Consider the following 13,785-nt stretch of genomic DNA (forward strand, 5'->3'; position numbering starts at 1 on the left):
GTTTTTTATCCGGTGCGTTTAACGTCGATCAAATTGTCGGGTTTCAAATCGTTTGTCGATCCAACGGTGATCCGGATCAACGGGCAGCGGATCGGTGTGGTGGGTCCGAACGGATGTGGCAAATCGAACATCATCGATGCTGTACGCTGGGTGCTTGGTGAATCGCGTGCATCCGAATTGCGTGGTGAATCGATGAAGGACGTGATTTTCAACGGAACGACACAACGCAAACCGGCCGGAAGAGCCTCTGTCGAACTGGTATTCGACAATAGCGATGGTCGTGTCGCCGGTCAATGGGGCCAGTATAACGAGCTGGCAGTCAAACGTATCCTGACCCGTGAGGGTGGTTCCACCTATTACATCAACAATTTGCCGGTACGTCGCCGGGATGTGCAGGATATTTTTTTGGGAACCGGTCTGGGGCCGAGAGCGTATGCGATTATCGGTCAGGGGATGATTGCACGCATTATCGAGGCGAGACCGGATGAATTGCGAGTTTTTCTGGAAGAGGCGGCAGGCGTTTCGAAATATCGCGAAAGACGTCGTGAGACGGAAAACAGGCTTTCCGACACACGTGAGAATCTGAATCGTGTGACCGATATTTTGCATGAACTGGACCAGAACCTGGAGAAATTGCGTCTTCAGGCCGATCTGGCGATGCAATACCATAACCTCGTGTCGGCGAAGAAGCGGCAGCAGGAGTGGTTGTGGCTGATGCAAAAGCAGGCAGGCGTACGAGAACAGGCGGAACTGGCGCAGGAAATCGCTCAGGCGCAAACGAAACTGGAAGCCATGACGACAGAGTTGTTCAAGCGTGAAGCGGAGCTGGAAAAAATTCGGGAAGCGCATGATATGGCGAACCGTGATTTGCATGTCGCGCAGGGAGCGCTTTATCAGACCAATGCGGAAATCGGCAGTATCGAGGCGCAAATCCGGTATGTACAGGAAACGAAAAAGCGTTTGCAGACGCAGTTGCGCTCATACCATAACCAGAAAGACCAGTGGGCAAGGCAGATCGCATCTTTTTCGGACGAATTGGCTGTCGTGAAAGAACGACTTTCCGAAGCGAGTCTCCATGAGGAGGCGGCACGTGAATATTTGCTGTCGCGCGAACAAGAATTGCCTCAGGCTGAGGAAGCTGTCAGCGCAGTGCGTGAGCAAGCGCATGATATTCATGAGCATATCGTGCAGATACGTCAGCAGATTGCCGTTTCGTCGGCCGGACATAAAAATCTGTACGATGCCATACAGGATTGCAAGGTGCGACGGGAAAAGCTGTTGCAGCAACAAAATCAGGCTGTTCAGCCGGATATGGATGAACTGAACGTATGGCGTGAAGAACTGGCGGAACTGGAATGGCTGCTTGAGGAAATGCGTGAGAACATGGAGTCATCAAAATCGCGTATTCCCGAACTGGAAAAACAATACCGGCTCAGGCATGAACAGTTGAACGCTTGTCATGCGCAATGCATGCATGGTCAGGCCCGTCTGGATGCCTTGAAACAATTGCAGGAAAAAACACAGTCCGGTGGCAAGTGGCATGACTGGCTGGAAAAACAGGGACTGGCGGGATTTCCTCCTTTGTGGCAGTCTGTTCATATCGAAACAGGCTGGGAAACCGCGCTGGAAGTGGCTCTTGCGGAAAGAATGCGGGCACTGGAGATTTCATCGCTTGATCGCACGTTACTCTTTGCTGACGGAGTGTTCCCCGCAAAAATCTGTTTTTTTTCGGTATCACAGGGATGTCATACCGGAAAAATGGAAGAAAACCAGTGCACATTGCCTCGCCTGTCCGACATGCTGCAGTGTGACAAGCCCTCTGTTTTACAGATATTGCGTTACTGGTTGTCGCATGTATATGCGGCGAACAGTCTTGAAGAAGCGTTGCGCAATCGTGAAATGCTGTCTGATGGTGCCTGTATCGTGGTGCCGGCAGGTCATGTGACGGACAGATACAGTATCAGGTTTTTCGCTGCCGAATCCGAACTGGATGGCGTATTTGCAAGACAGCAGGAAATCATGCGTCTGGAGCAGAAGCAGCGCGAACAGGATGCAGCATTGCTTGATGCGGAACGGCAATGTCGTCATGTCGAAGCGGATATCGAGGAAGTCAAGACGCAGGTCGGTGTATGGCAGGAGCAGGCAGTTTCGTTCAATGAACGTATACATGAGAGCCGGCTAGCCATTCTGAAACGGGAAGAAGCAGCCAGGTTGTACCATGAGCAGTCGGAACGGATAGAAGCCGACTTGTCCGAATTGCTGGAATTGATGCGCGACAGGGAAATGTCTTTGCTGGAAGAGGAAAAGAAACTTGAGGAACTGGATTCGCATCTGGCACAGTGGCAGGAACAGGAAGTCATGTTTCATGACAAGGTGAGTGCAGGGGAAGAAAATCTCAGGCGTTTGCAGGAAACGATACGACAGGCAGAGCGCAAGGTACAGCAAAGCGGCTTCGAACATGAGTCGCTTCTCAACAGAATGGCGGAACTCAAGCGTCAGATCGAGGCAGCAGAAAGCCAGATACAAAGGATTGCCGGAGAACTGGGACAAGGACAGCTTGAATTGCAGGAACTGGACGATAGTGGTGCACACGATGATCTTCAGGAACTGTTGGATACGCGTCTTGCGCAGGAAGCCTCGCTGGCCGAAGCCAGATCGCAACTGGATGAACTTGCGCAAACATTGCGGAATTTGCTGGAACAGAGATTGCGGCTGGAAAGAAGTTTGCAGCCGCAGCGGGATAAAATAGTTGCATTGCAGCTCAAGGAACAGGCTGCGCGGCTCAATATCGAGCAATATGACCAGAAACTGTCGGAAGCTGGTGCCGATATAGTGGAACTGGCGCGCACGCTGCCGCCACAGGCGAAAATACAGGCCATGCAGGCTGAAATCGGTCGTTTGTCGGTTGAGATTGAAAAACTGGGCGCAGTCAATCTGGGGGCGGCAATGGAACTGGAAGAAGGGGAGAAAAGACGGCGCTATCTTCAGGAACAGTACCAAGACTTGAATGATGCCATCGTAACGCTTGAAGATGCCATCAGACGGATCGACAGGGAAACACGCATGTTGCTGAAAAATACGTTCGACCAGGTCAACCAGTCGTTCAAGTCACTTTTTGCCATGCTGTTTGGCGGGGGAAATGCGCAGTTGCTGATGACCGGAAACGAGATTCTGGATGCAGGTGTCCAGATCATGGCACAGCCGCCCGGCAAAAAAAATACCACAATTCACCTGTTATCCGGTGGAGAAAAAGCCCTAACCGCGATAGCATTAGTCTTTTCGTTATTTCAGCTGAATCCGGCACCTTTTTGTCTGCTTGATGAAGTGGATGCACCGCTGGATGATGCCAATACGGAACGTTTCGGCAATATGGTGAATACCATGTCGCAACAGACCCAGTTCCTGTTCATCTCACATAACAGAATCGCTATGGAGATGGCGGAAGAACTGGTCGGTGTGACGATGCAGGAACAGGGCGTTTCACGGATAGTGACAGTGGATATCCAGGATGCGGCGAAATTTTCAAATGAGGTCTTAAGAGCATGACGGATTTACAGATAAGCCTGATCGGTATCGGTATAGCGATTGTCATCGGGGTCATTGCCTATAACAAATGGCAGGAATATCGTGCGAAAAAGCATGTCGAACGGGCGTTTTCCGATCCGGTTGAAGATGTGTTGATGGGATCGGCACAGACGGAAAACAGGACGGAGCGCAAGGAACCGGTACTGGACGGTACGATCCAGACGGAAAAAACGGTTTCTTCCGCGGAAAACGAGCCGACGTTGTCACCGACTGAGGGTGAAGACATGGCAGGCGAGCCAGTCATTGTGCAGAAGGTACCGGAAATGCCTGTGGACGAGCTGATAGAACTGCCTGTGACACTGGTGATGGAAGAAAGCCTGCGTGCCGAAAAAATATTGCCGCATCTCCAGTCATTGCGTTATACGGGCAACAAACCGGTCCGGTTTCTGGGAATGCCGGATGGCGAGGATGTCGGAAAAGACTGGCAGGCAATTGTGCCGGGTCAGAGTTATCGCCAGATCAGGGCATGCGTATTGCTGGCCAATCGCAATGGTGCATTGAACGAGATCGAATATTCCGAATTGCTGATGCGCCTGCGCCAGATCGCCGATGCCATCGGCGCGGAACCTGAAATTCCGGAAATGGCGGAAGTGATCGAAAGAGCCAGACAGCTTTATCAGTTCGTATCGGATCATGATGCTAAACTGGGCATCAGCATCCGCAGTAACGGTGCGCCCTGGCAAATGGTTACACTGACGACTGCACTGGAAAAACAGGGATTCGAAGCGCGTCCTGATGGTCTGTTTGTCATGAAAGACAAGGAAAAGGGAGCCGTTCTGTTTACCCTTTCCACCAACGAACTGGCTGCTTCCGAAACCGCGACACGACTGACGTTGCTGATGGACGTTCCCTGCGTCGCACAGGAACTGGACGGTTTCACGCAAATGATCCAGTGCGGAAAAGCGTTGTGTATCCGTCTGGACGGTGCGTTGATTGATGATGGCAACCAGTTGCTCACGGACAAGTTTATCGAGGAAATCGCCGGACAGGTCAACGATTTTTACCGTGATATGCAAAAAGGTACCATACCGGCCGGTTCATATCGTGCGATGAGATTGTTCGGTTGATCATGCAGACCGACTTGTTCAGCACAGGGCAGGATCAGGAAGAACCTGAAAAACGTGCAGAGGCCTTGCGCCGTGATCTGGCGCGGTATGGTCATGCCTATTATGTCCTGGATGCACCGATCGTTCCCGATTCAGAATACGACCGCCTCTTCGCCGAATTGCAGGCGCTTGAAGCCGCTCATCCGGAACTGGTGACGCCGGATTCACCGACTCGACGGGTGGGGGGAACGCCGCTTGCGCAATTCGAAAAAGTGACGCACCGCGTTCCCATGTTGTCGTTGCAAAACGGCTTTTCCGAAGCGGATGTGGCGGCGTTCGACCGGCGTATCGCAGAGGAGCTGGGTATCGGCAAGGTGGAATATGAAGCCGAGCTCAAGTTCGACGGACTGGCGGTCAATTTGCGGTATGAAAAGGGCATACTGGTTCAGGCCGCGACGCGCGGAGACGGTACCAACGGAGAAAACATTACGGAAAATATCCGGACGATTCGTTCCATCCCGTTGCGCCTGCTGGATCTGGCTCCGCCGGATATTCTGGAAGTACGTGGCGAAGTGCTGATGTTCAAGGAAGCTTTTCGTGATCTGAACCGGCGTCAGCGCGAAAGCGGACAAAAGGAATTCGTCAATCCCCGCAATGCGGCGGCAGGCAGTCTGCGGCAGCTTGACTCGCAGATTACGGCGTCCAGACAGCTCAAATTTTTTGCCTATGGGATCGGAGAACTGGAGGGAGTTCCGTTACCGGAGACACAGGGCAAGATGATGGAATGGTTCATGCAGATGGGGATTCCGGTCTGTAATGAGCGTAAAGTCGTCCGTGGTCTGGCCGGGCTGATGAAATTTTTCGGTGAAATCGGTGCGAAACGTGATACGTTGCCCTATGAAATAGACGGTGTGGTTTACAAGGTCAACCGTCGCTCGGAGCAGGAAGCATTGGGATTTATCTCCAGGGCACCGCGGTTTGCGCTGGCACACAAGTTCCCTGCACAGGAAGTCATGACGGAAGTGACCGGTATCGATGTGCAGGTCGGGCGTACCGGCGCGATTACGCCGGTCGCTCGTCTGAAACCGGTATTCGTTTCCGGCGTGACGGTGACCAATGCTACCTTGCATAATGAAGACGAAATCAGGCGAAAAGATATCCGGATCGGCGATACGGTGATTGTCAGACGTGCCGGAGATGTCATCCCGGAAGTGATCGCCTCCGTGCCTGAAAAACGGACGGCTGATGTCAGAGAATTCGTCATGCCGGTGGAATGTCCTGTGTGCGGTTCGCCGATCGTGCGTTCTGCAGACGAAGCGGTTGCACGTTGTTCCGGAGGGTGGATCAATTGCCCGGCGCAAAAGAAGGGCGGTTTGCAACTGTTCGCGTCCCGAAAAGCCATGAATATCGAAGGACTGGGCGAACAATTGATCGACCAGCTGGTGGACAAGGAAATCATTTCCGATGCGGCGGACTTGTACAGACTGGACAGGGAAACTTTGTCGGGACTCGACAGAATGGCGGAAAAGTCAGCAGACAATCTGCTGGGAGAACTGGACAAGTCGCGACAAACGACACTGGCACGTTTTCTGTATGCACTGGGTATCCGTCATGTCGGAGAAACGACGGCACGTTCGCTGGCGGCACATTTCGGCAATCTCGACGATCTGATGCAGGCCAATGAGGAGCAGTTGCTGGCAATAGACGATATCGGGCCGGTGGTGGCGGATTCGTTGATCCGTTTTTTCGCCGATGAACGCAATCGCGCGTTGATCGGGAAACTGAAAGCCTGTGGTATACAGTGGCCGGAACAGACCGTAACGGAAAAACCGGTGGTATCGCCTTTGCAGAACCTGAAATTCGTATTGACCGGTACCTTGCCGTCATTGACGCGTGAAGAGGCTGCTGAAATAATCAGGCAGTATGGCGGTCAGGTTGTGAGTGCGGTATCCCGGAAAACCGATTATGTGCTGGCAGGCAAGGAACCTGGCAGCAAACTGGCGAAAGCGCAGGAACTGGGAATCCGCATTCTGGATGAGGATGCTTTTTTGCGACTGGTGAAACATGACGAAAATAACTAAAGCCGTATTTCCGGTTGCCGGGCTGGGCAGCCGTTTTTTGCCTGCGACGAAAGCGCAGCCGAAAGAAATGTTGCCCATCGTGGACAAACCGTTGATCCAGTATGCTGTGGAAGAAGCAGTATCTGCCGGAATCAACGAACTGATTTTCATTACCGGACGCAACAAACGGGCGATCGAGGACCATTTCGACAAGGCCTACGAACTGGAAACCGAGCTGGAAGCGGCCGGAAAAACCGGATTGCTGGAACAGATCCAGAAAATATTGCCGAAAAACGTGACGTGTATCTATATCCGGCAAGTACAACCGCTGGGTCTGGGCCATGCTGTTTTGTGCGCCCGTCCGGTTGTCGGCAACGAACCGTTTGCCGTATTGCTTGCGGATGATTTCATGACGGTCGATGAAGGTCGGCCATCGGTTTTGAAACAGATGGTGGATTTGTATGAGAAGGAGTCCTCCAGTATTCTGGCTGTCCAGAATGTCGCGCGGCAATATACCATGCAATACGGGATCGTCGATGCCTTGCCGTATCGCACGGGGCTGGAGCATGTCAAAGCCATTGTCGAAAAACCGGTACCTGAAAAAGCGCCTTCCACACTGGCGGTTGTCGGACGTTATATTCTCAATCCGGCCATTTTCGGGTGCCTTGAAACGCTTGGGAAGGGATCGGGAGGAGAAATTCAGTTGACCGACGGAATTGCGAAACTGATCGCCAGGGAAACAGTGTGTGCCTATCATTTCGAGGGACAGCGATTCGACTGTGGTTCCAAGGTCGGTTATTTGCAGGCGATGGTGACAATGGGCCTGAAGCATCCGCAAGTACGTGAGGAGTTCAGGCAATTTTTGTGCGATTTGCATTTATCGGAATGAATATCCTATGGCTGTACGAAAAATCCTGAAGATGGGACATTCCCGTTTGTTAAGGGAATCCGAACCGGTTAAAGTGTTCAACACACCGGAACTCCACGATCTGATCGCCGATATGTTCGATACCATGTATGCAGCGGATGGTGCGGGATTGGCTGCTCCTCAGATCGGTGTACTCAAACGGGTGGTGATTTTCGGTTACGATGAAAACAACCGGTATCCTGACGCACCGCCGGTTCCCAAGACAGTACTCATCAATCCGGTCATGACGCCATTGACCGATGAATTCGACGAGGGATGGGAAGGATGTCTGTCAGTGCCGGGTATGCGCGGGGTTGTGCCGCGCTGGAAAAAAATCCGCTATGAGGGATTTGACCAGTTCGGCAACAAAATCAGTCGTGAGGCAGACGGTTTCCATGCACGGGTCGTCCAGCATGAATGCGATCATCTCGACGGTATTTTGTATCCGATGCGGATGCCCGATCTCGATCTGTTCGGTTTTTCGGAAGCCTTCGACGAAGACGAGGACGAATGATCCCTTGCGGCCTGGAGCAGGAGAAACGGTTTTGACGGATCAGAACGTTTCGTCCGGACCGAGGTAACGCCACTGGCCGGGCGGAAGATTGCCCAGTCTGACCTTGCCGATACGTATCCGCTTCAGACCGACGACTTTCAAACCTACCGCCTCGCACATCCTTCTGATTTGCCGTTTTTTGCCTTCGCGCAGGACGAAGCGCAACTGATCCTCGTTTTGCCAGTTCACCTTTGCCGGCATCAGCGGTTTGCCGTCGAGTTTCAAACCGTGCCGCAAGCGTTCAAGGTCGCTATCAGGCAAACGGCCGGGTTTCAGATAGCGTACGCGTACCAGATATTCCTTGTCGGTAGTGGATTGTTCACCGATCAGTTGTTTGGCAATACGTCCATCCTGCGTCAAAACGAGCAGGCCGACAGAATCAATATCGAGCCGTCCTGCCGGTACGAGATGGCGCAACTGTGACGGCCTGAACTTTTCTTTCGACGGGTCGTTTTTCCAGTGAGTCGCTTCGGAAATCAGGGAAACGGCCGGTTTGTAGCCATCCTCAGCCTGTCCGCTGACATAGCCGACAGGTTTGTTGAGCAAAATCGTCACTTTCCCGGCCTGTTCGCGGGAAGCCTGTTTGTCGACAGTGATTTTCTGGTGGGGCAGTACCTTGCTGCCCAGTTGCGAGATAATTTGCCCGTCAACCCTGACCCATCCTTTTTCGATCCATTCATCGGCTTCACGTCTGGAACAAAGGCCCAGTTCTGACATGCGTTTCGAAAGGCGGACAGGTTCATTCATCGTATTTTGCCCATAACATATCAGTCGATTTTCAGAATATCGATCATATCCGTTTCAAATTGGATTTGCGCACGGGGATGCTGGAGCATTTCGCTGTCTATCAGGAAAACGTCCTCGATCCGTTCACCCAACGTCATGATTTTCGCCGTATGCAGATTGACCTTGTAGCGGCTGAATACCTGTGCGATCGAATAAAGCAGGCCCGTCCGGTCGTTGGCGGTGATAGACAGCACAAAACATTTGCCGCTGGCATCAGGTCGCAGATCGAGTGTCGGTGAGACAGGGAAAGAACGTGACTTGCGTGACAGACGTGGTTTGGAAGGTGGTGGCAGTTCGCTGGGTGACTTCAGCAATTCCGTCAGTTCATGTTCGACCAGCGAAATGATGTCCCGATAGTTTTTTTCGAACCCCTGACGTGTGACCAGAAAGGTATCGAGTGCATAATCATGAATTGTGGTGTGAATCTTGGCATCCAGAATGCTGAAATTTTTCCTGTCGAAATAGCTGCATATCCGTGCGAACAGGTCGGCGCGATCGAGCATATAGACTGTGACCTGCAATCCTTCACCTATCGGCGACAGACGGCACTTGACCACCGGTTCCGATGAATTGGCTCGCCAGTACAGCGTCCGTGTCTGCCATGCGATATCCGATGCATCATGCCGGAGAAAATAGACAATATCGAGCTGTTTCCAGAAGGCGACGTGTGCATCTTCGGGCAAGCCGTACAGGCGCAAGGTCGCCAGCGCTTCTTTCTGGCGTTTTTTCAGTTCGTGATCGACAGAGATTTCTTCGCCACCCAGTACCCGCAATGTCAGATGGAACAGGTCTTCAAGCAGTTTGCTTTTCCATGCGTTCCAGATTTGCGGATTGGTTCCGCGAATATCGGCGACCGTCAGCAGATACAGTGCTGTCAGGTAACGTTCGCTACCGACACGTTCCGCAAAATCGCGGATGACATCCGGATCGGACAAGTCTTTTTTCTGTGCAACCTGTGACAAGGTCAGATGCTCGCGAACCAGAAAGACGATCAGTTCGGTATCGGCCGGACTCAGGCGATGCTGTTTGCAGAACCGTCTGGCGTCCTGCATGCCGAGAAGTGAGTGATCACCACCGCGTCCTTTCGCGATATCGTGAAACAGGGCGGCGACATACAATAGCCAGGGTTTGTCGAAACTGGTCATCAGCTGGCTGCACAGGGGATTTTCATGCGCATACTCCGCCAGCGAGAAACGGTGCAGGTTGGCGATCACTGTCAGAATATGCTGATCGACAGTATATTGATGGAACAGGTCATGCTGCATTTGTCCCACGATTTTGCCGAAATTGGGCAGATAGCGCCCCAGTATGCCCAGTTCGTTCATATGTTGCAGGGCTCGTGCCGCGAAACGTGGTGATTTCAGTATGCGCAGGAAAAAGGACTGGTTGGTCGAATCGTTGCGGAAAGTACGGTCGATATGGATTCTGGCATGCCACATCGCACGCAAGGTCCGCGCCGTCATGTTCTTGAGATCCGAGCGTTGGGAAAGCAAATAAAATACTTCGAGCAATGCAGACGGATGATCGAGAAACACCTTGTCGTTCGTGATATCGACATGGTTGTTGACTTCATTGAAGCGGTCGTTTATCCGTACGGGCAGGCTGGGTTTCGGGAACAGCCTTGCGTGCAGGTTTTGCAAGAGGATGATGTTGAGCTGTGTAACGGTATGTGCGGCGCGATAGTAACGCTGCATCATGTATTCGCTGGCCGCACGGCGGTTCAGCAGCTCTCCGTTTTTGCTGAAACGGAAGGTTTCGGCTACCGGCATTTGCAGATCGAACAGCAACCTGTCTTCACATCGTTGTGCCTGAATGTGCAGGCGGATCCGGATATCCTTGAAAGCCCGTTCTTTCTTGCGGAGCTGTTGCGCTTCGGAAGGTGTGATCAATCCGCGTTGTGCCAGTTCGTTCCATGAGTTGCCCAGTTTCGCTGCTTTGGCCGCCCACAGAATGACTTGCAAGTCGCGCAGCCCGCCAGGACTTTCCTTGCAGTTGGGTTCCAGACTGTATGGCGTATCGCCCAGCTTGACGTGACGTTGTCGTGTCTCCAGCATTTTGGCGATGAAAAACGCTTGTGCGTTCATCTGTTCGTCATAACGTGTTTTCATCCTGCGGAACAGTTGCCTGCTGCCCGTTACATAGCGCGCTTCCAGAAGGCTGGTCTGGATCGTGATGTCGTGTGCCGATTCTTCGAGACATTCTTCAATGGTCCGGACACTGTGGCCTATCGTAAGACCCAGGGACCAGAAACACTGGATAAGCGACTCGATTTTCTGCTGCAATTCACTGTCGGGTGTCCGGTTCAGCAAAATCAGGACATCGATATCCGAATAGGGATACAGCTCGCCACGGCCATATCCTCCCACTGCAACCAGTACGTGTTCGGACGGCAGGCCGGTTTGTTGCCATGCCTCGATCAGAATACGGTCGACATGTTTGCACAGCGTCTTCAAAAGACGTTGCGGATGCGGTGCGTCTTTGTAGGCACCGATTGCGGCATTGCGCAGGGTGCCAAGACGTTCTTTCAGTGAATTGTCGGCAGGTTTCGTCACTGTGGCTGGTTTTTCTTTTTGATGAAATGGGGCGGATGCGGCATTTCCGGAGAAACCGTCAGCACTTCATAACCCGTATCGGTGACCAGTACGGTATGTTCCCATTGTGCGGAGAGGCTGCGATCTTTTGTCCGGATCGTCCAGCCGTCAGGCATGGAACGAATCGCCTTCCCACCGGCATTGATCATCGGTTCGATGGTAAAAATCATGCCGGGTTTCATTTCTTCCATGGTGCCCGGACGACCGTAATGCAAAACTTGCGGTTCTTCATGAAATTCGATGCCGACGCCATGGCCACAGAATTCGCGTACCACACTGTAACCGGCATCTTCGGCATATTGCTGGATGACGTGTCCGATATCGCCGAAGTGCGCTCCGGGTCTCACAGCATCGATCCCCAGCCACATGCTTTCATATGTGATTTTCGAAAGCCGTTTTGCCATGATGGACGGTTCGCCGGCGAAATACATCCGGCTGGTATCGCCATAATAGCCGTCCTTGATGACCGTAATATCGATATTCAGGATGTCGCCCTTTTTCAGCAATTTGTTGAAATTCGGGATGCCATGGCAAACCACGTCGTTAAGCGAAATGCAGGTTGCCTTCGGATATGGTGTATATCCGGGCGGGCAATAGTTCAGCGGTGCCGGAACGGCGTCATGATCGGTGATGAATTCATGGCAGCGCTTGTCCAGTTCGCCCGTACTGACGCCGGGTTTGACAAACGGTGCGATATAGTCGAGTACTTCGGCTGCCAGTTGACTGGCCTTGCGAATGCCTTCGATCTGTTCGGCATTCTTGATATAAATCTTTGCCATTGTGGGTTGCGTGTCTGTCAGATAGGAATATGAAGCATTTATTATAAGCCAGGCATCATCGCAAGAAACACAACAGATGCAATAATAGTTATGAAATAAACAGTATTTCTGCTATAATAATCAATTCAACCTGCCTGTAGTTCAGAATTCGGAAAGGTGGCAGAGTGGTCGAATGCGCCGGACTCGAAATCCGGTATACGGTAACCCCGTATCGAGGGTTCAAATCCCTCCCTTTCCGCCAAATCAAACGGCTAAAATGCCGTTTTTTTATCTTCCCGTTTTGCCGTGCCCGTCTCCCTTGTTTGCCATGAATCTGGAAGGAAAGGTTTTTCACGTCCTGTCGCGCCGATACCTGCCAGTATCCCTGTTGCAAGGGTGTTCGGAAAGATCGGGGTTTTTGTACACGTAAAATAACCGGAAGTCATGTAATGACAGGCATGCACAAAACCCGGGCAATCTGTTGAATATGGCGTCAATAAACGCTTTCCGGCTTTTCTCCACAAGGTTATCCACAGGTTTGCGTGGATAACGGAAAAGTCAAGCGGTTGCGGTTCCAACTGTCGAAATTTGTATACAAACCTTTTCCTTGACAGGGAAAACAGGATGGATTATGGCGTGATGATATCTGCGCAAAATGTAACCGTTTAAATCAAGTATATGAATTTTAACGAAAAAATCTGGTTGTTCCATGACTTTTCCACAGAAAATGTGAAAAAGTACAATGTGGCATGTTTGACTGGGAATATCTGGCGATATGTCATGCTGCGGTCACAACATTGGAAATTTGTGTGGAAAGTCAAGGCAATAGCCGGAAGTTTTCCACTGACTGGAAAAGATGTGCTGGGTAAGTAATGGTATGGAAAGCAAGGCGCCATATCGTTGGATAGGGCGTCTTGTATTTGTCAGGAGATGCCAGTGGAAAGTGTCGCAGGACAGAAAGATGTGCCTGAAAGGATATTCCGCCTTCAGGCCGGTTGTTCATGCATCGGACATCAGATGGTTGTGGCGTCGACAGTCTTGCGAATCGCTTCCAGTTCAGGCGGCAGTTCACCTGTGGAAGCTGCGGACTCTTCCGCAATCGTTTGCCAGTTTTTTTTGCCGCGCAGCATATCGAGCTGAATTTCCAGGTTGTTCAACAGGTTGGCAAGCTGGAACAGGATGTCTTTCTGGACAGGTTCCTTGAGCAGTTTGGCGAATTCTTCATCCCATACCGACAGGAAACCGGTCAGGTCATTGTGATCAAGCGTACCCTGCATGGCTTCCCAGTTGACTGCATATTCGGCCAGTGCCTGTGAGATGCGTTTTTTCACCTGTTCCAGTTTTGCGGAGAGATTGGCGGTGTCGTGCATGGATGATCCTTTCCGAATTAAAGTAGGTAGCGGTGTGTTTACCGGTACCGCGCGCAGTTTAAATCATTCGCATGGACATGGGCAAGATGGTTACTACCGGCTTGCGCGGCGCAGCTCGTCGGCTGTGGC

Annotated in this window: 9 protein-coding genes and 1 tRNA gene; 6 read left to right on the forward strand and 4 right to left on the reverse strand. The window is 51.9% G+C overall.

Annotated elements, in window-relative coordinates; translation table 11 throughout:
- The first annotated feature begins 12 nt into the window (after positions 1-12).
- From smc to def, 5 genes are read left to right on the forward strand one after another with little or no spacing between them, the layout of a single operon-like run.
- The gene (gene smc / locus NAI64_RS06465; RefSeq protein WP_269298914.1) at positions 13-3,546 is read left to right on the forward strand and encodes a chromosome segregation protein SMC; all 3,534 of its coding nucleotides are present in this window, start codon (positions 13-15) and stop codon (positions 3,544-3,546) included.
- Complete coding sequence (locus NAI64_RS06470) at positions 3,543-4,652, forward strand: cell division protein ZipA C-terminal FtsZ-binding domain-containing protein (RefSeq protein ID WP_269298916.1); 1,110 nt, start codon at positions 3,543-3,545, stop codon at positions 4,650-4,652. The genes smc and NAI64_RS06470 overlap by 4 nt, the downstream gene beginning before the upstream one ends.
- Positions 4,653-4,654: 2 nt before the next feature.
- Positions 4,655-6,712: an NAD-dependent DNA ligase LigA gene (gene ligA / locus NAI64_RS06475; RefSeq protein WP_269298917.1), complete on the forward strand. Its 2,058-nt coding sequence runs from the start codon at positions 4,655-4,657 to the stop codon at positions 6,710-6,712.
- Positions 6,696-7,580: a UTP--glucose-1-phosphate uridylyltransferase GalU gene (gene galU, locus NAI64_RS06480; RefSeq protein WP_269298919.1), complete on the forward strand. Its 885-nt coding sequence runs from the start codon at positions 6,696-6,698 to the stop codon at positions 7,578-7,580. The genes ligA and galU overlap by 17 nt, the downstream gene beginning before the upstream one ends.
- 7 nt (positions 7,581-7,587) lie before the next feature.
- Positions 7,588-8,112, forward strand: a complete 525-nt coding sequence (def, locus tag NAI64_RS06485; protein WP_269298921.1) for a peptide deformylase — start codon at positions 7,588-7,590, stop codon at positions 8,110-8,112.
- A 39-nt stretch (positions 8,113-8,151) separates the two neighbouring features.
- Here the strand turns inward: def and NAI64_RS06490 are convergent, their stop codons facing one another.
- From NAI64_RS06490 to map, 3 genes are read right to left on the reverse strand one after another with little or no spacing between them, the layout of a single operon-like run.
- Positions 8,152-8,898, reverse strand: coding sequence for a pseudouridine synthase (locus NAI64_RS06490; protein ID WP_269298923.1), 747 nt, complete (start codon positions 8,896-8,898; stop codon positions 8,152-8,154).
- Positions 8,899-8,918: 20 nt separating this feature from the next.
- Entirely contained in the window at positions 8,919-11,489 is a 2,571-nt protein-coding gene (locus NAI64_RS06495) for a [protein-PII] uridylyltransferase (RefSeq protein ID WP_269298924.1), read from the reverse strand.
- Positions 11,486-12,307, reverse strand: coding sequence for a type I methionyl aminopeptidase (gene map, locus NAI64_RS06500; RefSeq protein ID WP_269298926.1), 822 nt, complete (start codon positions 12,305-12,307; stop codon positions 11,486-11,488). Before map ends, NAI64_RS06495 begins: the two co-directional genes overlap by 4 nt.
- 150 nt (positions 12,308-12,457) lie before the next feature.
- On the opposite strand from map, the gene NAI64_RS06505 reads away from it, so the two are divergent.
- Positions 12,458-12,548 (forward strand) — tRNA-Ser (locus tag NAI64_RS06505).
- Between the two features lie 751 nt (positions 12,549-13,299).
- On the opposite strand, the gene NAI64_RS06510 is transcribed toward NAI64_RS06505, so the two are convergent.
- Entirely contained in the window at positions 13,300-13,656 is a 357-nt protein-coding gene (locus NAI64_RS06510; protein ID WP_269298928.1) for a hypothetical protein, read from the reverse strand.
- Positions 13,657-13,785: the final 129 nt, after the last annotated feature.

The organism is Oxalobacter paeniformigenes, assembly GCF_027158465.1.
Lineage (GTDB): Bacteria > Pseudomonadota > Gammaproteobacteria > Burkholderiales > Burkholderiaceae_D > Oxalobacter > Oxalobacter paeniformigenes.